Consider the following 24,218-nt stretch of genomic DNA (forward strand, 5'->3'; position numbering starts at 1 on the left):
TTTCATTTTTGTAAAATTTACACTGTATAATTTTTATTGTGAAATTTTATTCTAGTAACGCATAGACTATAAATCAAGCAAACGGAATCACGAAAGAAAGTAGTGAATACCAAATGCCACACGATGAAGATGAGAAAAGCTCACTAAGAAGGAAAGTAAAATGACAATGCCCTTATCTAAAAATAATAACCTGATTCATCCAGCGTTTTATAACTTCATGAATGATGAAGTGTTACCACTTCATGATATTGAGCCGACTACTTTTTGGTGTGATCTTGAAACATTAATAGCGGATTTAGCACCAGTGAATCGTCAGTTATTGGCAACCCGAGATGTCATGCAGCAACAGATTGACCAATGGCACTTGGCGAGAAAAGGCCAGCCAATCGATGTGCAAAGCTATGAATCTTTTTTACGAGAGATTGGTTACTTGGTAAAAGAAGGCGAAGACTTCTCTATTACGACTGAGAATGTTGATGCTGAAATTGCCACTTTAGCTGGGCCACAATTGGTGGTTCCAGTGAAGAATGCGCGTTTTGCTTTGAATGCCGCAAATGCTCGTTGGGGCAGTTTGTACGATGCTTTCTACGGAACGGATGTGATTCCTAAGGTTGGAGAGTTAGCTACAGGAAATGGATACAACGAAACGCGTGGTGAACAGGTTATTCATAAAGCAAAGGCTTTTTTGGATGAGGTGTTTCCTTTAGAAAATGGCTCACATCAAGATGTTAGTAGCTATGTGGTTTATTACCGTCATTTGTTGGCATTTTTTGATGATGGCAGCCAATCCGGTTTGAAAAAGCCTTCTAAACTGGTGGCAGTGAATGGCCAACGTAGCGAACCAGAAGCGGTTTTACTAAATAACAACGGTTTACATGTAGAAATACAGTTTGATCGTAACAACACAAATGGCACAAAAGACAAAGCGAATATTAGTGACATTATTATTGAGTCGGCACTAAGCACCATTGTTGATTGTGAAGACTCTGTCGCCGCTGTGGATGCAGAAGACAAAATTGAAGTGTATCGCAATTGGCTTGGTTTGATGCAAGGCTCATTGGAAGCCAGCTTCGAAAAAGACGGTCAACGTCAGACACGAAGAATGAACCCAGATCGCAGTTTTACCAGTTTAGACGGAGAAGAATATCGCTTACATGGCCGTTCATTGTTATTGATTCGTAATGTTGGGCATTTGATGGAATGTGATTTGGTGAAGGATTCGCTTGGTAACTTTGTGCCTGAAGGCATTATGGATGCGGTGGTGACGACCTTGATTGGCGCTCTGGATTTGAAGTCTACACCCAACAACCGAAATTGCCGAAATAGCCGAACAGGCAGTATTTATATCGTTAAACCCAAAATGCACGGCCCTGATGAAGTGGCGTTTAGTTGCCAGTTGTTTGGACGTGTAGAGCAAATGCTGGACTTACCAAAAAACACCATCAAGATCGGCATTATGGATGAAGAGCGCCGTACAACGGTGAACTTGAAAGAGTGTATTCGTCAGGCAAAAGAGCGCGTGTTCTTTATTAATACCGGTTTTTTAGATCGAACAGGTGATGAGATACATACCAGTATGCAGGCGGGCGCATTTTTGCCAAAAGATCAGATTAAAACCCAGCCTTGGATTCAAGCGTATGAAAATCGCAACGTTGATATCGGCTTGCAATGTGGTTTGCAAGGTAAGGCGCAAATTGGCAAAGGCATGTGGGCGATGCCCGATGAAATGGCTGCCATGATGGAAGCGAAAATCGCTCACCCCAAAGCCGGTGCGAATACGGCTTGGGTGCCTTCACCAACAGCGGCAACCTTACATGCTTTGCATTATCACCAAGTGAATGTATTCGAGGTTCAGGAGCGAATTAAATCACGCCCTAAATCAAGCTTAAAGGATCTACTAAGTATTCCTATTATTCCCAATACGTTGACCTTATCAAACCCAGTTATTGAAAAAGAAATTGAAAATAACGTTCAAGGTCTGCTGGGGTATGTAGTGCGCTGGGTAGAGGCGGGGGTTGGCTGTTCAAAAGTACCTGACATCAACAATGTTGGCCTGATGGAAGATCGCGCCACTTTACGTATTTCGAGTCAGCATTTAAGCAATTGGTTGCTTCATGGAGTTTGTACCAAAACACAAGTGGATGACGTGATGCAGCGTATGGCGATTGTGGTGGATGAGCAAAATAAAGGAACTCAAGGTTATCGACCAATGATGCCAAACGTTTTAGGTAAAAACGAAGAGCCAAGCTTTGCTTTTAAAGCCGCTCAAGATTTGATTTTCAAAGGGCAAGATCAACCGAACGGTTATACCGAGCCTTTATTACACGCTTACCGTATGAATGTGAAAGCACTTAATTCGTGATGCTAAATAAAACGACTTAACAAATCTGTAATTAATAAAAATGACCTTAAAAAAGTGAGGAATATCATGCAAACTTATAAAAATAAAATGCAACAAGCAAATCAAATACTACAGCAGCAAGGCCCAACTTGGGCTGCGATGAATCCTGAGTATGTGACGAGAATGCAACTGCAGAATCGCTTTAATACAGGCTTGGATATTGCCAAATACACAGCAAAAATAATGCGTGAAGATATGGCGAGTTATGATAAAGACCCTGCTAATTACACACAGTCTTTAGGCTGCTGGCATGGTTTTATTGGGCAACAGAAAATGATTTCAATTAAGAAACATTTTGGTACAACACGAAGCCGCTACCTTTATTTGTCAGGTTGGATGGTGGCGGCGATGCGCTCTGAGTTTGGGCCATTACCAGATCAATCTATGCATGAGAAAACCTCAGTGCCATCTTTGATTGAAGAGCTGTATACCTTCTTAAAACAAGCCGATGCTCGTGAGTTACAGCATTTGTTTAAAGAGATGGACGATGCGAGAGAAATTGGAGATCAAGTACGTGAGCAAGCAGCACAACAAAAAGTAGATGAGTTCGAAACGCATGTAGTGCCTATCATTGCCGATATTGATGCCGGGTTTGGTAATGAAGAAGCGACTTATTTACTCGCGAAGAAAATGATTGAAGCAGGCGCGTGTTGTATCCAGTTAGAAAACCAAGTATCCGATGCTAAACAATGTGGTCATCAAGACGGCAAGGTAACAGTACCTCATGAAGACTTCTTGGCGAAAATTAACGCGGTACGTTATGCCTTTTTAGAGTTGGGTGTGGACGATGGGATCATCGTAGCGCGTACTGATTCCTTGGGGGCTGGTTTAACTCAAAAAATTCCAGTGTCACAAACGGAAGGAGATTTGGCGGAACAGTACAATTCTTTTATCGATGGCGAAGAGGTTACTTCTTTAGAAGATATGAAGTCGGGTGATATGGCAATCAAACAAGGTGAGCAGCTTATTAAGCCGACTCGTTTACCAAATGGCTTGGTTCGCTTTAAACCAAATACTGGTGAAGATCGTGTGGTATTGGATTGCATTACGTCTTTGCAACATGGTGCGGATCTTTTGTGGATTGAAACAGAGAAACCACATATTGGGCAGATTGCATCGATTGTTAATCGCATTCGTGATGTGGTGCCAAATGCCAAATTGGTTTACAACAACAGCCCCTCTTTTAACTGGACGTTGAACTTTCGCCAGCAAATATTTGATGCATGGTTGGCAGAAGGCAAAGATGTATCAGCGTACCAACGTGAAAAACTAATGTCTCAAGACTATGATGAGACAGATTTGTCTACTGAAGCAGATGAACAGATCCGTCGCTTCCAAAAAGACGCAGCTGCGCAAGCTGGTATCTTCCATCATTTGATTACGTTACCGACGTATCATACTGCGGCCTTGTCGACAGACAATTTAGCGAAAGACTATTTTGGTAAGCAAGGTATGTTGGGTTACGTGCTAGAGGTTCAGCGTAAAGAGATTCGACAAGGTTTAGCCTGTGTGAAGCACCAAGATATGTCAGGTTCTAACATGGGCGATGACCATAAAGAGTACTTCTCTGGTGCACATGCTCTTAAAGCGTCAGGTAAGGACAATACAATGAATCAGTTCGCTGGTTAATATTGGCTAGCAATAACCACCTGTTCAAACTAGATCAATGTTTGAAATGAAAAAAGACCAGCAGCTGAAGTGACCCCCAGTAATTGGATAGTCCAACTATTGAGGGTCACTTCAAGCTTCCCCTCTGTGGGTTTTTTTAACGGTACTTAATCAAGTTATATTTGAAGGTAAATACTCAGTTGTGTGAACCTGTGTCGTAGAGATTGAAGGTTGAAGTAATCTTTATTGATTTTTTTGTTGATTTTTATGGATTTTAATTTCCCTTCTGGTACCTTTTCGAACTTATTAAGCCATTATTGTTTGTTTTATAAGCAAACGAAAAATAAAGTTTATTTTATAGATACAAATTCGACTCTAAAGAGTTTGTATCTATACTTCAGCAAGGAAAATTTTATGTTCAAGTCTCTTAAGTTAAGGATCTATTTGCTTGCGTTTAGTCCCTTTCTATTTATTGCCATTATCAGCGCATTCACTCAAATGCAGACGCTGAAAACAATAAATAATGGTATTACTAATCTTGTTGAGCAGGCAACAATAGAGACAGAAAAAAATCGCCTAGTAACCGTTCTTGATTCTGCGATCAGTATTATTCAACCGCAAATCAATAAACCAGGTACAGAAGGTTTGCAAGAGGCCATGGCTATATTGAACACCTATAAGTTTGATGGTGGCGAAGGCTATTTGTATGCGTATGCTACTGATGGCTTAAGACTGATGCATGGTGCTGGTGCTAAAACGAACATTAACCTTTTTGATTTGAAGGACACAGAAGGGAATTTACTGATACAAGATATTATTACTTCTGCGACAAAAGGTGACGGCTTCAGTCAGTTCTATTTTCCTAAACCTGGCGAAACTGAGTCGAGTATGAAATACGGCTATGGGGTTTATGTTCAAAAATGGAACTTGGTGATTGGTACCGGCTTCTATATTGATAGCACAGATAAAATTGTCGCAGAAATCTCGTCTTCTATGGATGATATCCAGTCCACTATTCAATTAACTGCTTTAACTATTTTAGCGTTTGTGTTTGTAGTGCTGACGCTGATTGTTTTAATGTCTTCTCGTTCAGTCTTAAACCCATTAATGACGTTAGGTGCGGCTGTGAAAAACTTAGCCAGTGGTCAAGGAGATTTAACTAAGAAATTACCTAATAGTTCGATTGATATTTTAAATAACATTGCGACGGACTTTAATACGTTTTTAGATTCAATGGCCGTTGACATTAGTTATTTGAAGCGTTCGAGTAGTGATCTTCTTTCTATTTCTGCGAAGTCGAATCAACAGCGTGTGACGCTTCTTGAATCATCTGATCGACAAATTAATGAGACAAACTTGGTTGCGAGTGCGATTGAGGAAATGAAAGCGAACTCAAATGAAATCGCTGGTAATGCAGAATCAACAAAGCGATCTGCTGAAAGTACGGAACTAGAGATCCAAGAAGTATTAAAACAAGTGCAACTGTCTCGTGTTGAATTGAACGAGCTGAGCTCTGTATTGAATACAGTAGAGCAGTCTATTCATGTTCTTGGTGGAAATGTTGATGAGATCAATGTTGCCGTTGGGGTTATTCAAGGGATCTTTGAACAGACTAATTTATTAGCACTTAATGCTGCAATCGAAGCCGCTAGAGCGGGTGAACAAGGTCGTGGTTTTGCTGTTGTAGCAGACGAAGTGCGTGGTTTAGCTCAACGTAGTCAAGAAAGTACGGTTGAGATTAAAGAAGTGTTAGAGAAGCTTCAGCAAAGTGCGACTAAAGCGACGGATGATATGCAGGGGTCAATGCAACGACGTGAAATGGTTGAAAATGCTATGGCGAAAATTAGTGAGATTATTCATTCAAGCACGGACTCAATTAATAATTTGACTCAAATGAATGTTCAGGTTTCTACCGCAGCCTATCAGCAATCTCAAGTAGCGAGCGATATCGCTAAAAATGTAGTTGGAATCGCCGTACTAGCTGAAAATATTGGTGATGAATCTAATCAGACAGCAGAGCAAATGCTGTTACTAGAAGAACAGGCCCAAGTGATTAAAAGCATTAGCGATAAATTTAAAGTGTAATTATTAGATTAAGCACTAGGTTTAGAGAATCACAGGTTTTAAAAAAAGAATGCTTCGGCATTCTTTTTTGTGTCTTTTATTAAGACTGGTGCTCTTACAAAGGGAGTAGTTCACTGTTCATTTTGTAGTGAACTAGTTTTCTGAAATCTCTACGCGGTTACGGCCTTTGTCTTTCCCTTTGTAAAGGGCTTTATCAGCGCGCTTGATTATTTTTAACGTAGTATCATTTTCTCGTTTTGATTCGGTAACCCCTAAAGTGATGGTCAAAGGTAGTTTAAATTCACTATAAGTCTCTTGAGACACCTTATTCCTCAATACTTCTGCGATCGTTATTGCTTCTGTTTTAGGCGTATTTGGGAGGATGATAATAAATTCTTCGCCGCCAAATCGAGCAATGATGTCATTTTTTCTCAGCGCTGCTTTAAGTATGACAGCGACTTCCGTTAAGCATAGATCACCTATATCGTGACCGTATACATCATTAATATTTTTAAAATAATCGATATCGATAAGTAGCAAGGCTACTGGTGAATTTATGTCTGCTTTATTCAGTTCTTTTTCGAGATGATAGCTCAGTCCTCGACGGTTAAGTAAGTTGGTCAAAGGGTCTTGAAGGTTTTCATCTTTTAACTGGTCTGTAAGCTCAGTGAATTTTTGCAGGAAAAAACGACCGAAAAACATACTAAAGACAATGGTGATAATTAACCAAAAGCTACGACTGATGGTTTTTTCATTAGAATATACATGGTCGTTTAGATCCATAATCACATTGCCAAATATAGTGGCTAAGACAATGGCTGAAATCAGAATGATACCGATAACGAGAGACTCTATTCTGCCTCCAATTAACGCTGCCATAATAGGCATTAATGGCAAGAAAAAAGCCAATGGGCTGTTTACGCCTCCCGATATAGCAAGAAGTGGAAGTATCAGAAGGTTGGAAGAAATTAACGATATTGTGACTTTCCATTTATCTAAGAACCCCGCTCGAATAACAAAATAGAAAATGGTCGCCAAGCTTAAATCGATTAATTCTATCCAAAAGAAATAACTATGGACTTCGGACAATAGTGGCCTGATGAAAATGGCACATATTAAGGTGATAATCGTCAGCTCTACAATTCGTAGCGTTAACATATGGTTTAGCTGGTTTTGTTTAGTTTGGTGCATAAATTGATCATATCAGTTTGTTAATTTGCGCTAGTTTTGGATCTTACTCAATTAGGATGTGCTTAATTAGCTAGTGCTTGAGCTGAAAAATTATACATGAGACTTGGTGTGTTTTTTGTTTTTATCTGCTTTTATTCAGAATCGCTTTTAGCTCGATATGTTTTTTTGGTTTACTTTTTTGCGAACTTTTCTACCCAACTTATAAAGTTAGCAGCATGAATGTTATGTTGATTAACTTTGTTTTGGGTGAGAAAAAACCATTCTTATCGCAGTCAATTGGTTGAGTTAGCGCAATCAGCTGGCCGCTTTTAAGTAGTTCATCCACATGCCAGTCCCAAGCGAATGCAATACCAGCGCCATTTAATGCAGCATGAGTAAGCTTTAAGTTAGACTTACTTTTTACAAAGTTAACCAAGGTTTATAGCAAAACCTAAATTAAGTGGAAGCTAAAGAATAATGTCTTTTGATTTTTTATCTGAGTTTGAAATGCGTTGTCGCGATTTCTTAGAAACTCAAGGTCATGCTGATGCAGCTCACGATATTAGCCATATCACGCGTGTGGTGAAAGTAGCCAACCAATTAGCGATAGAAGAAGGTGCTGAGCTAGCCGTTGTGGTACCCGCTGCGTGGTTACATGATTGTGTGTCTTTGCCAAAGAATCATCCAGATCGCCATTTGGCCTCGACTATGGCAGGGGATAAAGCTGTTGATTTTTTAGCTTCGATTAATTATCCAGCTGAATATCATCAAGCGATTCATCATGCCATTCGAGCTCACAGCTTTAGTGCGAATATAGTGCCTGAAAGCTTGGAAGCAAAAATAGTACAAGATGCGGATCGTTTAGATGCATTGGGTGCCGTAGGTATTGCACGTTGTATGCAAGTTAGTGGCGCGCTTAATCGGGCTTTATATTCACTTGAAGATCCATTTTGTGAAGTGCGTGAACCTGATGATGCCTTGTATTCGATAGATCATTTTTATAATAAATTATTTCGTATTGCTCAGAGCTTGAATACTTCGTCAGCCAGAATAGAAGGAAAGAGGCGGGAAGGTGTCATGCAAGAATTCTTACATCAACTGGCACAAGAAGTTTAGCGTAAAAGTGCGACAGATTTGATTTGAGCGATGACTTTTTGACCTTTCGAGAGTTTTAGTTTATGCGCTGATAAAGTGGTGATTTTAGCAAGAATAGGCGTCTTATCTGCTAGAAGCCTAACCATCATCATGCCTGGGTCTTTTGGATCTTGCTCCATATCGTCGATGATGACTTGGAGGCGATTCAAAATACTTGAACCTTCTTGCTCACTTAAAGATAAGCTAACGTCTTTTGATTGGATTCTTAAACGCAGGGTATCGCCTAATGTTTCTTTTCCTTGTTTAAATCCAATTGTTTGATTGCCAATCTCTAGCCATGATAACCCCCATTCATTTTCTTGTTTTACCACGATACCTGAAACTACGACGCTGGCATCTTGGTGTCGAGCGAATGACGTACTGAGTTTACCGAGTAAAGCTTGAGTTTCACCTTCTTCAATAACGCTTCCTTTGTCTAAGACAATCATGTGATCGGCTAAGCGAATGACCTCATCAAGTGAATGGCTAACGTAAATGATAGGAATGTTAGCGCTGTGGCAAAGTTGTTCTAAATAAGGCAGGATTTCTTGTTTTAGCGTCTCATCTAATGCTGCCAAAGGTTCGTCCATCAAGAGTAATTTTGGCTGGATTAATAGTGCTCTGGCTATGGCGATTCGTTGACGTTCTCCGCCAGACAGTTGTGTTGGGTACTGAGATAAAAGTGGTTCAATCTCCATCAAACTGACAACATCAGAATAAGAAATAACCGCCTGTGTTTTGTCCGCTCGCTTGATGGCGAAGTCCAGATTTTCGCCTGCGGTTAGATGAGGGAATAAATTTGCTTCTTGGAATACATAACCAATTGGTCGGCGATGAGAAGGGAGCGAAATAGAATCGCTTTGCCATACTTCCCCATTTAAGCTTATGTTGCTTTGTAGGTGTTTATCCAATCCTGCTATGCAGCGTAATAGAGTGGTTTTACCTGAGCCTGATGGCCCGAATAAAGCGGTTACACCAGAGTTTGGAATTTGAATGTCAAGGCTCAAAGAAAAGTTAGATTGCCCTAAAGTTTGCTGTGAGATTGAGATGTTTAATGCATTAGATAAAGTGTTTTTTTTCACTTCGGTTATGTTTCTCATAGCAAGCTACCGGTTACCGATTGGTTCTTTTGTCGCCTTTGAACACTGTATAAAAAGGCGAGAACAATAAAGGCAAAAGCAACCATAAGTAACGAAAGAGAATGTGCTTGATCATATTCGAGAGCTTCAACGTGATCGTATATTTGCACTGAAATAACCCGTGTTTCATTGGGTATATTTCCACCCATCATTAACACCACGCCAAATTCTCCAACAGTATGAGCAAAGCCTAATACAGTAGCACTGATGTACCCTGGTTTTGCTAGAGGAATAGCCACATAAAGAAATCTATCTAATGGTGATGAGCGCAGAGTCGCTGCGGCTTCTAACGGGCTGTTTCCCATTGCTGAAAATGCATTTTGAATGGGCTGAACAACGAAAGGCAATGAATACAGCATAGATGCAACGACCAAGCCGGAAAAGCTAAAAGGCAGTGGTGAAAAGCCAAGCTCATCAAAGAGTTTTCCAATCGGACCTTGTGGGCCTAAAAAAATCAGTAAATAAAAACCCAATACAGTTGGTGGTAAAACCAGCGGCATAGCAACAATCGCGTTGATTGGGCCTTTTAACCAAGACTGTGTACGAGCAAGCCACCAAGCAATCGGAGTACTAACAAAGAGCAATAATAGGGTGACTAAGCTCGCAAGCTTTAATGTCAGCCATATGGCATCGATGTCTTCTGGACTTAATTGCATTGAGTTTTTGCCTAGTTTTGTACTGTTATATAGCCAAATTGAGCTATTTGAGCTTGGGTGTCAACTCGCATTAAAAAAGTCATAAAGGATTCGGCTAATACTGCCTTGTCAGTTCTGTTTAGGGCAACTGCTGCCTGGTTAATATCGCTATAAAATGAACTTGGGATTTTTATTATCTGGCCTTCAGTTTGATTTTCTTTCACTTGAGATTGCACTTGAGACAGCGCAACGAATCCGACGTCAGCGTTTTTTGAGTAAACAAACTGATACGTTTGACCTATGTTTTCGCCTCGTACCAATTTGTGCTGAACCTTATCCCATAAAGATAAATGACGCAGGCTTTCCTCAGCGGCTTTTCCGTAGGGTGCTAACTTAGGGTTGGCGATGGCGATGCGTTTTGTACTCAACAATGTTTCTTCTAAAGAATCTAAAGGCTTAGTTGTTCTAGACCAAAGCGCTAATTGGCCTTTCGCGTAGATAACCAAGCTTTCAGGTTTTGCGACCTGATCATCAATTAAAGTTTGTGGTTTTATTAGATCCGCGGAGAGAAAAATATCGTATGGTGCGCCGTGTTTGATTTGCGCGAAGAGTTTGCCAGAAGAACCAAAAGAAAGGGTTATCGTATGACCAGTTTCCTTTTCGAATACTTTAGACAGGTGTTGAATGGGGGCGATGAAATTAGACGCTACAGCAAGGTGTAACGTGTCTGCGAGTGATTTTGAAGGTAGGGCGAAGAGCCATAAAGAAGAGGAGAATAAGGCAATTATCTTTATGTTTTTAATAGATTGCATAACGATTAAAAGTGCCTTGTTTATCATGCTCTTTTATTTAGCCCACGCTTCATATATGTAACAACTAATTTAGTGAAAACTAGGCAAATAACAGATAACAATTGCCTTGTTCCATACCTACTATTGCCTTTTTAAGGTGGCTTCCCTGACAAGGGCCGGTAATACAGGAGCCATCTTGTGGTGAAAAGAGCGCGCCATGATGATGGCATTTTAAGTAATCGCCTTCAGCATCCAGTGGCATATCGTACTCGTCGTTAAGTGGTTTGTTTTGATGAGGGCAATTATTTTCGTAAGCAATAATTTGGCCTTGTTGTTTGGTAACCAAAAAATCGTATTCTTCTACTTTGATGTTAAGTGCTTGGCCTTCTAAAAGGCTTTGCGTATTAGGTATTAAATGCTTATTAAACACGTGAGTACCGCACTTTTATTATAATTAATGTTGTTTATTTCAATGAAATTGATGCTTATTCTTAATCATCTGACTAGAAAGTAACTTGAAGAGGTTACAATTTAGCGATGTATATTCACAATTTTGTTGCCGACTGTATGAGTTAAATTAAGGAAAGTGTCAGTAAAATAAACTTTCCGTTAGGAAAGGACTCTAAAGCGCTAGGATGCATGAGTCAATATGCAAGAATTGAGTTAGTTCTTTTTATAACGTTGCTTGCATATCGGAAGCTCCTTATACTTCACCGCTATGGCTAAGAAAACTCCAGCAAAATCTACACGTAAGTCCCCGACCAGAAAGAAAAAAACACCTAAATCTTCATTTGTTAGGAGGATGTTTCGTGGATTTTTTAAATGGGGACTTATTTTTTCCTTAATTGCCAGTATTCCTTTTTCTGTCTGGGTCTGGTGGTTGAATTCTCAGGTCGTAAGTCGTTTTGAAGGGCAAAAATGGCAAGTGCCTTCGGAAGTCTATAGTGCTCCTGTCATTCTTAAAAGTGGCGCCCCTTGGAAAAAACAAGATTTAGAAAATCTATTGGAAGAAACCGGTTATCGGTTTGGTCGTAATAGTCAAAATGTTGGTTGGGCAGCCCGAAGTCAAACTAAGGTTAGCGCGCATCTACGTTCTTATGTCGATCATTTAGGTTTTCATGAAAGTGAAAGACGAATATTTTCTTTTCAGAACGGTTATCTCGTTATTAAAACGTTGAATGGCTCGGAAGTTGAAGAGGCTAGAATTGAGCCTCAACGTATTGGCTTTTTATACGGTGGTAATACAGAAAGCCGACAAATACTAAGATACGAAGAAATTCCTAGTACTCTCATTGATATTCTTGTCTCTGTGGAAGACCAAGACTTTTATGAGCATTGGGGAATCTCTTTAACTGGTATTGCTCGTGCTGTAGTTGTTAATTTTACTCACGGTTCACGTCGTCAGGGTGGTTCAACTTTGACTCAGCAACTGGTTAAAAATATGTTTTTGAGCTCTGAGCGAACCTACACGCGAAAGCTAACCGAAGTTGTTATGAGTTTGTTACTTGAATATCATTACTCCAAAGAAGCCATTATTACTGCTTATATGAACGAAGTGTATTTGGCTCAACTAGGCAGCAGTGCTTTACACGGTTTCGCTGCGGCCAGTCAGCATTTCTTTGGACGTCCTCTTAATGAATTGAATATCGATGAATTCGCGCTTCTGGTTGGTATGGTAAAAGGTCCGTCTCTTTATAATCCGGAGCGTTCTCCTAATCGTGCGAAAGCACGCCGTAATACAGTATTAGGTGTATTGAAGAGCCAAGGGCGCTTATCAGAGAACGATTACAATAGTTTGATAAAACAACCCATTCGTCTGGCGAATAAACAAAAAGAGCGTTCGGTTTACGGGGATTATCTCGACCTTGTGGCAATGCAATTGTCGCGAGATTTTGACGAGACTACATTGGCTACGAAAAATTTACGGATTTATACCGGCGTCGATATTCGTGCCCAGCGAGCCGCAAGTTTAGCTATGCAACGTCAGGTGAATGCTTTGGAAAAACGTGACCCGAAATTAAAAGGCTTACAAGGTGCAATGGTGGTTACTGATCGAGAATCAGCGCAGGTTCGTGCCATTGTTGGTTCCAGTGGTGAGTATTACACTGGTTTTAATCGTGCTCTAGGTGCGGTTAGGCCGATTGGCTCATTGGTTAAGCCACCTCTGTATTTATCCGCGTTAGCAACAGGGCGCTATACCTGGTGGTCCAAAATTGAAGATAAACGCTTGCGGTTTGATGTTGGCGGACAAATTTGGGAACCAGAAAACTACGATCGTAAAACCCATGGTGTTGTTCATTTGTATGAAGCTATGGCGAAATCTTATAATTTAGCGACGGTAAATTTGGCGCAACAAGTCGGCTTTGATCGAATTGGCGACACCTTGCGACAATTAGGGGTGAAGAGGCCTTTCACAATGCATCCGGCGATGGCATTGGGGGCCTTGGAATTATCACCTTTTGAAGTGTCTCGACTCTTCCAGCCTATTGCTTCTCAAGGGAAGAGCAGTGAATTGGGCGTTGTGCTTGCCGTAATGGATCAAGACGATCATTTGATGAAGCGCTTTGATCAGAAAAATGAAGTACCTTTCACTGATGCTGTACTTGCTGTGACATTAGATGGCATGACGAAAACCCCAAAAATAGGCACCGCTAGAGCGGCGCAAGCGGCGTTTCCAGGGCTTAATTTCGCTGCAAAAACAGGTACAACAAACCAACAGAAAGACAGTTGGTATATTGGTATAACAGGAGATTACTCCACGACAGTATGGCTTGGCGATGACGACAATGTTCCGTTAAGCATAACGGGGAGTAGTGGGGCTCTGAAAGTGTGGATTGATTTCACTAAAAACGTGAACCCTAGATCTTTGCCAGACAGTTTGCCTAGCGGCGCTGCACGTTTTAACGTGTTGGATGATAAATTTGAAATTGCAGCTGATCGTTGTAATGATAAAACACCGTTAGCCTTTATTTTAGGCACTGAACCGAAAGACAGTTCTTCTTGTTTTTGGCCTTTTTAAGAAACTATATAGCTTTTAATTTGTAAGGAGTGGTACAGAATGCGACTGCATACCAACATATTTTTTTGCCTTATAACGGGTCTTTTTTATACTGGTATTGCGTTTGGAGAGGTAAATAATAGACAGGCTTCTATTTCTACCTGTACTGCTATTACGGCGACTGGTAACTCTGAGTATCCTCCTTTTTTATGGCGTGAAGCTCCTGATTCAAAAGAGCTCAGTGGCGTAAATCGCCTTATCATCGATGAAGTTAGTCGACGTATTGGTATACCTATCAAACTTATCCATGTTGGTCCTTGGTCACGGGCTCAAATTGAAGTGGAAAATGGTCGTGTTGATTTAATGGCTGGCGCTTTTTACACCAATGAACGTGCTAACTATATGGATTATTTCACCCCTGTTATGTTGCATACAACAAGTGTGGTTTGGCAGCAAAAAGACAAGCAATTTGAGTTTAGTAAAAAAGAAGACTTAGAAGGGCGATGGGGCATAACGGTTATTAACAACAGCTTTGGTCAAGAGTTTGACCAATATGCTAAAAGCAATCTGAATATATTATCAGTGGCCAGTTTGTCTCAGGCTTTACGTATGTTGGCGGTGGATCGAGTAGATTATGTTTTGTATGAAAAAAATCCAGCCCATGCTTACGCAACTATTTTGGAGTTGTCAGATAAGATTGTTCCCGCTTCGCCATATATTAGTAGCGAAGGTTTGTATTTAACTATGTCTAAAAACTCGCCTTGTAATATTCCCTCCGTTAAGAACCAAATCGCCCTTGCTCTACAGGGTATGAGTAATGATGGTTTTACAGATAAAGCGCTGGTTGATGGCATGCATTATTGGGATAGTCGTAGTCGTGCGGATTTGTTACCAGAATAAATATGTTTTTGAGCTTTTGAGAAGAGTGCTATGTAAATCGATCCATTTATTACGCTTCCGGTAGTAACCATATATTTTGGTGTGTTTTGAGTTGTTTCTTAAGGCTGTGGTTATCCACGTAACCTGTGGATAACCCTATTGGTGAAATTATGATAACGTTTGCAAGCCTAGGGTATATAGGGCTTTGGTCATGAATGTTCATTTCTTCTTCGTTTTTTGATTTAGTGTACATTTATTAACTAGTATAAATTGTATAGGTGATAGGGCGTTTTATGTTTACAGGTATTGTTCAGGGAACGGCAAGTGTGCAGGCGGCGCATCAAATTGGTCGTAATAAACGTCTTGAGGTCGTGTTCCCTGCAGGTGTGATGTTAGGCCAGCAATTAGGTGCGAGTGTCGCTATTAATGGTGTTTGTCTGACTGTTTCTGAGATCGGCCACGACGTGCTGACATTTGATGTAATTGATATGACGTTAGAACTGACGAATATTGGTCTTCTTCAGGCTGGTGACTCAGTAAATTTTGAGCGTGCCGCTAAAATGGGTGATGAGGTGGGTGGTCATGTTATGTCTGGCCATATTATGACTACGGTTTCTGTATCTCGAATCGAGAAAGTTGAAGAAAGTGTTCATATTCGTTTTACAACTGACCGCCAGAACGAGGTGGACGCACGACGTTACTTGTTCAATAAGGGGTATGTTGGGCTAAATGGCTCAAGTTTAACCATCAGTAATATCGGTGATGACTGGATTGAAGTCTCCTTAATTCCTGAAACACTTAGATTGACAACGTTTGGTATTTTATCTGTTGGCGATAGGATAAACCTAGAAATTGATGCCCACACGCAAGCTACGGTTGATACAGTTGAACGTATTTTAAAAGAAAGAGGAATCGTTTTACCTTAAATATGGTTAAACGGTTTGGTTATTAAGAATAAGTAGACATCAAACCGCCATGTTTTATGTCTAAGGCAATACGATTGTAAGCTGGCCTAGAATACTATCAACTCCCCTAGACACTCTGTATAATGCCTCGCATTCGTTTCATCGTTTTCTTAGCATTGCATTCAAAAAAGTACAGATTTTGAATGAAATCCTTTATCAGAGTAAAAAATGTCTAACAATCTCAAGCATATACGCAATTTCAGTATCATCGCTCATATCGACCACGGTAAATCGACTTTAGCAGACCGTTTTATTCAAACTTGTGAAGGTTTGAGTGAGCGAGAAATGTCTGCACAGGTTCTCGATTCCATGGACATCGAACGTGAGCGTGGCATTACTATCAAGGCTCAAAGTGTGACGCTGGATTATCACGCGAAAGACGGCCAAACTTACCAGTTGAATTTTATCGATACGCCGGGACACGTGGATTTTTCTTATGAAGTATCTCGTTCGTTGGCTGCCTGTGAAGGTGCTTTGCTGGTGGTTGATGCCGCGCAAGGTGTAGAGGCTCAGTCGGTTGCTAACTGTTATACGGCAATCGAGCAAGGGCTTGAAGTGATGGCCGTGTTGAACAAAATTGATTTGCCACAAGCGGATCCTGTTCGTGTGAGTGCTGAAATTGAAGAAATTATCGGCATTGATGCTATGGATGCGGTGACGTGTTCAGCCAAAACGGGCGTGGGTGTGGATGATGTTCTTGAGCGTTTGGTTGCGACTATTCCACCGCCAGAAGGCGATGTTGATGCGCCTCTTCAAGCTCTGATTATTGACTCTTGGTTTGATAACTATTTAGGCGTTGTTTCACTTGTTCGTATCAAACAGGGCACTTTGCGTAAGAAAGATAAGATTTTTATTAAATCTACCAAACAAACTCACCCTGTTGATATGGCCGGTATTTTTACACCAAAACGTAAAGAAACGGGCGTTCTGAGAGCCGGTGAAGTAGGTTATGTTGTTGCAGGTATTAAAGACATCCATGGTGCGCCAGTGGGTGATACCATTACTCATTCTTCTACACCAGATGTTGCTCAATTAGCGGGTTTCCAGAAAGTGAAACCTCAAGTCTACGCCGGTCTTTTCCCTGTTAGTTCTGACGAATATGAAGACTTCCGTGTTGCGTTGAATAAGTTAACGCTGAACGATGCGTCTTTGTTTTTCGAACCAGAAAGTTCCGATGCACTTGGTTTTGGTTTCCGTTGTGGTTTCTTAGGAATGCTACACATGGAGATTATTCAAGAGCGTCTAGAACGTGAATACGATCTTGATTTAATCACAACTGCACCAACGGTTGTCTATGAAATTGAATTGAACACAGGTGATGTCATCTATGTAGATAGCCCATCTAAGATGCCTGATCCAGGAACAGTTAAAGAAATGCGCGAACCGATTGTGGAGGCCAATATTCTGGTGCCACAAGAATACCTAGGTAATGTAATTACCTTGTGCATCGAGAAGCGTGGTATTCAAAAAGACATGCTTTATGTTGGTCGCCAAGTGCAACTGCGTTATGAATTACCCATGAACGAAGTAGTTATGGATTTCTTTGATAAATTAAAATCTTGTAGTCGTGGTTTTGCGTCTCTTGATTACAGTTTCTCTCATTTTAGTGCGGCTCCGCTTGTGCGTTTGGATATTTTGATCAACGGTGAACGAGTGGATGCATTGGCTTTGATCATGCACAAAGATAACGTGCAATATAAGGGTCGTGCTCTGTGTGAAAAAATGAAAGAGCTGATTCCTCGTCAAATGTTTGATGTGGCGATTCAAGGTGCGGTGGGTGCAAAAGTAATTTCTCGTACAACAGTAAAAGCATTGCGCAAAAACGTTATCGCGAAATGTTACGGCGGTGACGTAAGTCGTAAGAAAAAATTATTACAGAAACAGAAAGACGGTAAGAAACGTATGAAGCAAGTTGGTAACGTTGAAGTGCCACAATCTGCTTTCCTTGCTGTATTGCAACTAGATAGCTAGCCAGACAGTCGAACAGGTGTGCGAATGCGCGCCATAGTGGAGAAGTGAAAAATGGGTTTTGATTTCGAATTGATACTGGCCGTTGCGTTTTTAGTGACGGGAGCCTTTTGGGTCTTTGACCGTGTTGTTTATTATCCTAAGCGCAAAGAAATTTTGGATAATATGGCGACTGAAGCACGAGACGTTTTACATAAAGATGCTCAACAGCGATTGGCTGAAACGCCTAAATTTGTTGCTGAGGTGAAATCGTATTTTGTCATTATTGCTGTGATTTTTTGCCTTCGCTCATTTGTGGTCGAACCTTTTCAAATTCCGTCTGGTTCTATGTTGCCGACGTTGAAAATCGGCGATTTCATTCTGGTGAACAAATTTGATTACGGTATTCGTCTGCCTGTTTTAAATACAACGATTATCCCAACGACTCAGCCAGAACGTGGTGATGTTGTTGTATTTAAATATCCTTTGGATCCTAGTCTAAACTATATTAAACGTTTAATTGGCCTTCCTGGCGATCAAGTTAGCTATCATAATAAAGTTTTGACAGTAAACGGTCAGCAAGTCAGTAAAGACTTACTGAGTAAACTGTCAATTTCTCTAAACCCAAGCAGAGAGCCTGTTGAGTTGTTCAATGAGAATATTGGTGGCATAGAGCACGAAATTTATAACAGTTATCGAAATACGCCCCATGAAGGCGATTGGGTTGTGCCTGAAGGTCATTACTTCGTTATGGGTGATAATCGTGATAACAGTGCAGATAGCCGCTTTTGGGGTTTTGTTCCTGAAGAGAATATGAAAGGGCGCGCCTTTTATGTGTGGCTACATTGGGATGAATTTTTCAGTATCCCAAGTTTTAAAAACAATGGTTTGATTGAATAAGTCTTTGGAGAAATTTTGAGCTCACAGTATCAAAAATTGAGTCGGCGAATAGGGTATTTTTTCGCTGACCTTGGGTTACTTGAATTGGCGCTAACGCACCGTAGTTTTGGTGTGAAGAATAACGAGCGCCTTGAGTTCTTGGGAGACTCTATTCTTAATTATGTTATCGCAGAAGACCTTTTTCATCGCTTTCCGAAAGCCAAAGAGGGTGAATTAAGTCGTCTACGAGCGTCGCTGGTAAAAGGCGATACGCTGGCAGAATTGGCAAGAGAGTTCCAATTAGGTGATTATCTTAAATTGGGTGCTGGTGAATTGAAGAGTGGCGGTTTTAGACGAGATTCTATTTTAGCCGATACTGTTGAGGGCATCATTGGTGGCATGTATTTAGACGCTGGAATGGATGTGTGTCGTCAGCATATATTGGCATGGTATAAAGAGCGTTTAGACGCCACATCATTGAAAATAGTGACAAAAGACGCAAAGACTCGTCTCCAAGAGTATTTACAAGCCCGCAAGCATGCTTTGCCTCAATACGATGTTGTAAACATTGTTGGTGATCCTCATGATCAGACCTTTTATGTGCATTGTCATATTGAGCTTTGTGATGAATCTATTGAAGGTAAAGGAAATAGCCGTCGAATTGCAGAGCAAAATGCCGCGACTGCAGCACTGAAAAAACTGGAAAAGAAAAATGTCTGACGTTGAAGTTGAAGTTACCCACTGTGGTTATATTGCCATTGTTGGACGTCCAAATGTGGGTAAATCCACTTTGCTTAATCACATATTAGGGCAAAAGTTATCCATTACTTCACGTAAGCCACAAACCACACGTGACCAGATTCTAGGCGTTAAAACGGAAGGTCATGTTCAAGCTATTTATGTTGATACACCTGGTTTGCATTTGGGTTCTGCGACAGATAAAGCGATCAACCGTATTATGAATAAAACCGCAGCGGCTGCATTAAAAGATGTGGATGTGGTTTTGTTTGTGATTGATGCGGATCGTTGGACGGAAGAAGACGAGTCTGTTCTTCAAAAAGTGAAACATGCTCGTTGTCCTGTTATTTTGGTCGCAAATAAAGTTGATCAGCTTGATCAAAAGGAAGACTTACTTCCACGTTTAGCAAATTTATCTGATCGAATGAACTTCTCGCAGATTGTGCCTATTTCTGCACTGCGTAATGATAATCTAGATAGGTTAGAGCGTTTGGTTGAAAGCTACATTCCTGAAGGCACGCAATTTTATCCTGAAGATCAAATTACAAATCGCAGCTCACGTTTTTTGGCCGCTGAAATTGTTCGTGAAAAAATTACGCGTCAATTAGGTCAGGAAGTGCCTTATGAGGTGGCTGTTCAGATTGAAGAGTTCGTCTACGATGAATCTGCAATACACATTAGTGCGTTGATTCTAGTCGAAAGAAATGGCCAAAAACGCATTATCATCGGCGAACGTGGTGATAAAATTAAACTCATTGGTAAAGAGGCACGTATTGATATGGAGAATTTGTTTCAACATAAAGTGATGTTGAATCTCTGGATTAAAGTGCGTTCTGGTTGGTCTGATGATGAGCGGGCGTTAGCTAGTTTAGGCTATCAGGAAGAGTAATTCCTATGCGCGCTTCCGCGTATGTTATACATACTCGCCCGTTTCAAGACAGTAAAATCTTGCTGGATGTTTTAACACTTGAGCAAGGTTTAATTAGAGGTGTATGGCGGTTGCCAAAAAAAGAGGCTCGGGTCATACCTGGGCCTTTTTTGTGTTACGAGATGGAATACATTGGTCGTAGCGATTTAAAAACGGTGAAAAGCCTAGAGTCCTTAACATCAGCTTTATCGTTAGAGGGGTTGCCTCTATACGCCGCTTTTTATGCTCATGAATTACTTGAAAAGCTTTTGCCGCTTAACCTACCTTTACCTGATGTGTTTACACTTTATAAATGGCTGATAGAGAGTTTACCTACTGGTGCTGCTATTGCGCCGTTATTACGACGATTTGAAGTGGGTTTGTTTTCAGAATTAGGTGTTGCTATTAATATGGTTTCTACAGGTCGAGGTGAGTTGGTTCAAGCAGATCAGCTTTATCAGTTTCATTATAAATTTGGGTTAAGGCCTTATTATGGTGAAACACCTAAACAACTGCCGATGTTGTTTGTCGAAGGGCGTGTGGCTTTAGATTACCATTCTGGTAAATGGATGGATAAACAAGTATTGAGTCTAGCAAAAGAGTTGCATCGTAATTGGCTGGATGGCTTATTGAATGGTAAACCGATTGACTCTAGACGTCTGTTGCCGAAGCAACCTTTTCAAGGTGAGCGACATTTAGGTATTCCTATTTTTCGTAGCTTATAATGTGTCGTGATGAATGACTGTTTGAAGAAAGTCGATCTGAAAAGACGTTGAGGAAAGAGATTTGATTATCGGAATAGGAACGGATTTGGTTGATATCGCTCGTATTGCTATGTCCATTGAGCGACTAGGCGAGCGTTTTATTGACCGTATTTTAACGCCAGAAGAAAAACAGCGTTGGTCAGAAATCGGAAATCTAGAAAAATCGAATGCGTTTGTTGCTAAGCGTTTTGCAGCCAAAGAAGCGGCTGTAAAAGCATTAGGTACGGGTATTGGTTCGGGCGTTAGTTTTCAGCATTTTACGGTAAGCAACTTATCAACAGGTCAACCGATATTAATAGTGGATGATTCTATTTTAGCTCGATATGACTTTCCTGTTTCTTGGCATTTAAGCCTAACGGATGAGAAAATGTATGCTCAGGCGTTTGTTGTACTTGAATCCAAGGTTTGAGGCCAAGGTATAAGTTGTCGATGATTTAGTAAGTCTTCTATCGCTTCAATAAAATCTTCAGCAACGCCCTCTACGCCTTCTAGTTCTAATTCTTTCAAGTGGGTTTCTAAAAATCCCGCATGGCGTGCAATATTTATGGTGCCAGTGTATTTAGATGCTCCATGAATTCGGTGAACAACTTCAATTAACTTTTCTGTGTCTTGGTGTGCAAGGTGATGCTGAATCAATTTTTTCTCTGCATCCAGCGAGTCTGCCAACATATCAAACATTTCTTTTGCAATGTCAGTCTTGCCATCAACGATATCCAGTGCTTTTTCCAGATCGAAAATATTAATCAATTTCGCATCTATTTGATCTTGTAGGGTTTCGGTATTCGAGCACCAATTATCAATGGTATTAAGTAATATTTCTTCATCAATGGGTTTAGTTAAATAAGCGTTCATGCCACTGGCAAGAATTTGTTGCTGTTCAGAGCCTAATGCGTGAGCTGTTAGTGCAATAATTGGAGTATTTTCATAACCTTCTAACAATCGTAGCTCGTTTGTTGTTTCCATGCCGTCCATTTCTGGCATTTGTATGTCCATTAAGATCATATCAAACTGTTCTATGCTTGCCATCTCAATAGCTTGTTGTCCACTGTAAGCAAGAGAGGTTTCTATACCGTTCGGTTGTAGCCAATGGCTAAGTAATTGTAGGTTTATTGGCATGTCGTCAACCGCCAATATTTTTAACCTTGTTAATTTTTCTGTATCTAAGCTTTTTGGTGGTTGTTGGGGCTGTAATCCGATGGGGGTGTGATTTAAGTTACTTAGCGCGTTATACAATCTATCGTGACTGATGGGCTTTAATAAAATATCGCTGCATAAGCCTTTTAAGTCTGGGTAGTTAGCAATTTGCCCGGGTGGTTGAATCATTAAAATACAAGGAATATTAAATTGTTGTCCTGCGTAGAGGATAAGTTCTTTTGCTTCTAATACACTTTGTTCATCTGGTGTCACACTGAGTAGAATGGCGTCTGTTGTTCTTTGTTCTTTACTTAGCACCGAGATTACTTGCTCTAAGTCAAAGCAAGATGTGCAGCTAACCTTTATTTCATTTAGATATCTGTGCATGTAACTTTTATAAGTTGTGCTGGGTTCTAATAAAATGATGTGTCTGTTTAGTGGGGCTTTGTCATTATTGAGTTTGTTGGACTGCTTGAGATCTAGTGTAAAACGAAAAGTTGAGCCAATTGTTGGGTCACTGCTGACTTCTATTTTTCCATGCATTTGCTCAACAAGTTTTTTAGTAATAACCAGACCTAAGCCTGTGCCACCAAATTGTCTTGTTGTGCTTGTGTCAACTTGTGAAAAAGGTTTAAAAAGGCGGTTTATTTTATGTTCTGGTATGCCAATACCTGTATCTATGACATGGAAAGATAAAGTGATTTTTTTCTTATCTTGAGAGGCAATAGATACCTTGGTTCGAACGGAGCCTTGGTGGGTGAATTTGATCGCATTACCGATTAAGTTGGTTAAGATTTGTCGAACACGAATACTATCACCTACAAACCATTCGGGTGTTTCTTTCCCAAATTCTGGCACTAAATCTATTTGTTTGTCTTTGCTTAGTAAATTGATACTCAGTGTTTGGTAAACATCATCGATTAGGGATTTTAAGTTAAAGTTATTGCTTTCGAGATTTAGTTTTCCCGCTTCTATCTTTGAAAAGTCTAATATATCGCCAATAATGGCGAGTAGGTTGTTAGTAGACTGTTCAATGGTATCCACATAAAGACGCTGCTGTTTGTTTGTTATGTCTTTTTGAAGGGTCTTGGTATAGCCGAGGATTGCATTTAATGGCGTACGAACTTCATGACTTATATTGGCAAGGAATTGTGATTTCAGTCGATTGGATTCCATCGCTTCACGATTTGCGATGTAAAGTTGAGCGCTCTTTTCTTCCATGCTGTCCATGCTACGGCGAATGTCTTCAGTTGATTGTTCAATGCCTAAGAGAAGTTTCTCGTTATGGTGTTCTAACCTTTCTGTTAAGTCGAATATGTCTTTTTGAATTGCCGCATATTCAGGGGGGAATGACATTAATTTTACAGTTGAAAACTGACCTTTTGCTAGCTTGTTTAACGCCAGAGACACTTTATTAACTGGTTGCATTAATATTTTTGATAAATGTAAGACACCTAGAATGGTCAGTATATTAAAAAGAATGAAAATGAATGTAACAAGACTCGCATATTGGTATTTTTTAATTTGAGTTTCGGATGTGCTGACTTCAACTCTTACCCAGCCGATTACGTTGCGATGATTTGATGATATAAATACATTATTTTTGGCATTTAGAGTGCTGTCAAAGATGTTGCTTGCATAGTGAATGGCACTGGTGAGTGCTAAATAGTCGGAAAACTCGGCTATGTTAATGTCACTCTTTAAGAAGTTATTTGTAAGGGGAGCAGCCTTTCCCAGTTCGGCGATAATTTCTTGCTCACTATTAAAAATTTGAACACTATTGATATCGTGATTTTCAAGTGCATTTTGCAGTATGCGATTCATCATATCTTGGTCGGAAAATACAATGGCGTATTCGCTGGTCGTTACCACTTGCTTTGTTATATTTGTAGCATGCTCATATAAGCTTTTTTCAAGGTCGCTAAAACGAGAGGATAGTAGTAAAAAACAAGCAATTATTGAAATGCTTAGAGATGGCAAAAACAACGCCCAAAATAAGCGACTGCTTAATGTAGTGGGGATAAGTGTGAAAATTCGCTTTATCATACCGAATGTCTAACCGATG

At 40.3% G+C, this 24,218-nt stretch carries 20 protein-coding genes; 13 read left to right on the plus strand and 7 right to left on the minus strand.

Features of this window, described 5'->3' with window-relative positions:
* The first annotated feature begins 160 nt into the window (after positions 1–160).
* The 3 genes from MUS1_RS09295 to MUS1_RS09305 all read left to right on the plus strand — a co-directional run bounded on the left by MUS1_RS09295 (position 161) and on the right by MUS1_RS09305 (position 6,094).
* Complete coding sequence (locus MUS1_RS09295; protein ID WP_211236452.1) at positions 161–2,362, plus strand: malate synthase G; 2,202 nt, start codon at positions 161–163, stop codon at positions 2,360–2,362.
* Positions 2,363–2,428: 66 nt separating this feature from the next.
* Positions 2,429–4,030, plus strand: a complete 1,602-nt coding sequence (locus MUS1_RS09300; RefSeq protein WP_036161695.1) for an isocitrate lyase — start codon at positions 2,429–2,431, stop codon at positions 4,028–4,030.
* Between the two features lie 393 nt (positions 4,031–4,423).
* A complete protein-coding gene (locus MUS1_RS09305) occupies positions 4,424–6,094 on the plus strand; it encodes a methyl-accepting chemotaxis protein (RefSeq protein ID WP_036161698.1) in 1,671 nt (556 codons plus the stop codon).
* 132 nt (positions 6,095–6,226) lie between these two features.
* Here MUS1_RS09305 and MUS1_RS09310 read toward each other — a convergent pair whose 3' ends face one another.
* Both MUS1_RS09310 and MUS1_RS09315 read right to left on the minus strand, forming a co-directional pair.
* Positions 6,227–7,162, minus strand: a complete 936-nt coding sequence (locus MUS1_RS09310) for a GGDEF domain-containing protein (protein ID WP_245595787.1) — start codon at positions 7,160–7,162, stop codon at positions 6,227–6,229.
* Positions 7,163–7,463: 301 nt separating this feature from the next.
* Positions 7,464–7,679, minus strand: a complete 216-nt coding sequence (locus tag MUS1_RS09315) for a hypothetical protein (protein ID WP_036161713.1) — start codon at positions 7,677–7,679, stop codon at positions 7,464–7,466.
* A 41-nt stretch (positions 7,680–7,720) separates the two neighbouring features.
* Here MUS1_RS09315 and MUS1_RS09320 point away from each other — a divergent pair, with 41 nt between their 5' ends.
* Positions 7,721–8,359 carry an HD domain-containing protein gene (locus tag MUS1_RS09320; RefSeq protein WP_211236453.1) on the plus strand — a complete coding sequence of 213 codons (639 nt, stop codon included), beginning with the start codon at positions 7,721–7,723 and terminating at the stop codon, positions 8,357–8,359.
* Here the strand turns inward: MUS1_RS09320 and modC are convergent.
* The 4 genes from modC to MUS1_RS09340 form a co-directional block, all read right to left on the minus strand.
* On the minus strand, positions 8,356–9,477 hold the full coding sequence (gene modC / locus MUS1_RS09325; RefSeq protein ID WP_084035596.1) for a molybdenum ABC transporter ATP-binding protein: 1,122 nt from the start codon (positions 9,475–9,477) through the stop codon (positions 8,356–8,358). The two genes, MUS1_RS09320 and modC, sit on opposite strands and share 4 nt — an antisense overlap.
* The gene (gene modB, locus MUS1_RS09330; RefSeq protein WP_036161716.1) at positions 9,474–10,172 is read right to left on the minus strand and encodes a molybdate ABC transporter permease subunit; all 699 of its coding nucleotides are present in this window, start codon (positions 10,170–10,172) and stop codon (positions 9,474–9,476) included. The genes modC and modB overlap by 4 nt, the downstream gene beginning before the upstream one ends.
* 11 nt (positions 10,173–10,183) lie before the next feature.
* The gene (gene modA / locus MUS1_RS09335) at positions 10,184–10,963 is read right to left on the minus strand and encodes a molybdate ABC transporter substrate-binding protein (RefSeq protein WP_051436195.1); all 780 of its coding nucleotides are present in this window, start codon (positions 10,961–10,963) and stop codon (positions 10,184–10,186) included.
* Between the two features lie 79 nt (positions 10,964–11,042).
* Positions 11,043–11,372, minus strand: coding sequence for a Rieske (2Fe-2S) protein (locus tag MUS1_RS09340; RefSeq protein WP_036161720.1), 330 nt, complete (start codon positions 11,370–11,372; stop codon positions 11,043–11,045).
* Positions 11,373–11,744: 372 nt separating this feature from the next.
* Between MUS1_RS09340 and MUS1_RS09345 the strand changes: the two genes are divergently transcribed.
* The 9 genes from MUS1_RS09345 to acpS all read left to right on the plus strand — a co-directional run bounded on the left by MUS1_RS09345 (position 11,745) and on the right by acpS (position 21,428).
* Positions 11,745–13,961, plus strand: coding sequence for a transglycosylase domain-containing protein (locus MUS1_RS09345; RefSeq protein ID WP_245595788.1), 2,217 nt, complete (start codon positions 11,745–11,747; stop codon positions 13,959–13,961).
* Positions 13,962–14,000: 39 nt separating this feature from the next.
* The gene (locus MUS1_RS09350; RefSeq protein WP_036161724.1) at positions 14,001–14,840 is read left to right on the plus strand and encodes a substrate-binding periplasmic protein; all 840 of its coding nucleotides are present in this window, start codon (positions 14,001–14,003) and stop codon (positions 14,838–14,840) included.
* A gap of 272 nt (positions 14,841–15,112) precedes the next feature.
* Positions 15,113–15,745, plus strand: a complete 633-nt coding sequence (locus MUS1_RS09355; RefSeq protein ID WP_036161727.1) for a riboflavin synthase — start codon at positions 15,113–15,115, stop codon at positions 15,743–15,745.
* Positions 15,746–15,952: 207 nt separating this feature from the next.
* Complete coding sequence (lepA, locus tag MUS1_RS09360; RefSeq protein ID WP_036161729.1) at positions 15,953–17,755, plus strand: translation elongation factor 4; 1,803 nt, start codon at positions 15,953–15,955, stop codon at positions 17,753–17,755.
* Positions 17,756–17,806: 51 nt separating this feature from the next.
* On the plus strand, positions 17,807–18,631 hold the full coding sequence (gene lepB, locus MUS1_RS09365) for a signal peptidase I (RefSeq protein ID WP_036161733.1): 825 nt from the start codon (positions 17,807–17,809) through the stop codon (positions 18,629–18,631).
* Between the two features lie 15 nt (positions 18,632–18,646).
* A complete protein-coding gene (gene rnc / locus MUS1_RS09370; RefSeq protein WP_036161735.1) occupies positions 18,647–19,330 on the plus strand; it encodes a ribonuclease III in 684 nt (227 codons plus the stop codon).
* Positions 19,323–20,237: a GTPase Era gene (era, locus tag MUS1_RS09375; RefSeq protein WP_036161738.1), complete on the plus strand. Its 915-nt coding sequence runs from the start codon at positions 19,323–19,325 to the stop codon at positions 20,235–20,237. The genes rnc and era overlap by 8 nt, the downstream gene beginning before the upstream one ends.
* 5 nt (positions 20,238–20,242) lie before the next feature.
* A complete protein-coding gene (recO, locus tag MUS1_RS09380) occupies positions 20,243–20,980 on the plus strand; it encodes a DNA repair protein RecO (protein WP_036161740.1) in 738 nt (245 codons plus the stop codon).
* A gap of 61 nt (positions 20,981–21,041) precedes the next feature.
* The gene (acpS, locus tag MUS1_RS09385) at positions 21,042–21,428 is read left to right on the plus strand and encodes a holo-ACP synthase (protein ID WP_036161744.1); all 387 of its coding nucleotides are present in this window, start codon (positions 21,042–21,044) and stop codon (positions 21,426–21,428) included.
* Here the strand turns inward: acpS and MUS1_RS09390 are convergent.
* Entirely contained in the window at positions 21,395–24,133 is a 2,739-nt protein-coding gene (locus MUS1_RS09390; RefSeq protein WP_245595789.1) for an ATP-binding protein, read from the minus strand. The genes acpS and MUS1_RS09390 overlap by 34 nt on opposite strands.
* Positions 24,134–24,218 lie beyond the last annotated feature (85 nt).

It is taken from the genome of Marinomonas ushuaiensis DSM 15871, from assembly GCF_000521805.1.
In the GTDB taxonomy this organism is placed as follows: domain Bacteria; phylum Pseudomonadota; class Gammaproteobacteria; order Pseudomonadales; family Marinomonadaceae; genus Marinomonas; species Marinomonas ushuaiensis.

Bases quoted from the DNA above. Each gene is read 5' to 3' on its own strand.
- MUS1_RS09300 (WP_036161695.1), top strand. From the start codon at position 2,429: ATGCAAACTTATAAAAATAAAATGCAACAAGCAAATCAAATACTACAG.
- MUS1_RS09350 (WP_036161724.1), top strand. From the start codon at position 14,001: ATGCGACTGCATACCAACATATTTTTTTGCCTTATAACGGGTCTTTTT.
- modB (WP_036161716.1), bottom strand. From the start codon at position 10,172: ATGCAATTAAGTCCAGAAGACATCGATGCCATATGGCTGACATTAAAG.
- modA (WP_051436195.1), bottom strand. From the start codon at position 10,963: ATGCAATCTATTAAAAACATAAAGATAATTGCCTTATTCTCCTCTTCT.
- era (WP_036161738.1), top strand. From the start codon at position 19,323: ATGTCTGACGTTGAAGTTGAAGTTACCCACTGTGGTTATATTGCCATT.
- MUS1_RS09305 (WP_036161698.1), top strand. From the start codon at position 4,424: ATGTTCAAGTCTCTTAAGTTAAGGATCTATTTGCTTGCGTTTAGTCCC.
- MUS1_RS09320 (WP_211236453.1), top strand. From the start codon at position 7,721: ATGTCTTTTGATTTTTTATCTGAGTTTGAAATGCGTTGTCGCGATTTC.
- lepB (WP_036161733.1), top strand. From the start codon at position 17,807: ATGGGTTTTGATTTCGAATTGATACTGGCCGTTGCGTTTTTAGTGACG.
- modC (WP_084035596.1), bottom strand. From the start codon at position 9,477: ATGAGAAACATAACCGAAGTGAAAAAAAACACTTTATCTAATGCATTA.
- MUS1_RS09295 (WP_211236452.1), top strand. From the start codon at position 161: ATGACAATGCCCTTATCTAAAAATAATAACCTGATTCATCCAGCGTTT.
- recO (WP_036161740.1), top strand. From the start codon at position 20,243: ATGCGCGCTTCCGCGTATGTTATACATACTCGCCCGTTTCAAGACAGT.
- MUS1_RS09355 (WP_036161727.1), top strand. From the start codon at position 15,113: ATGTTTACAGGTATTGTTCAGGGAACGGCAAGTGTGCAGGCGGCGCAT.
- MUS1_RS09345 (WP_245595788.1), top strand. From the start codon at position 11,745: ATGTTTCGTGGATTTTTTAAATGGGGACTTATTTTTTCCTTAATTGCC.
- lepA (WP_036161729.1), top strand. From the start codon at position 15,953: ATGTCTAACAATCTCAAGCATATACGCAATTTCAGTATCATCGCTCAT.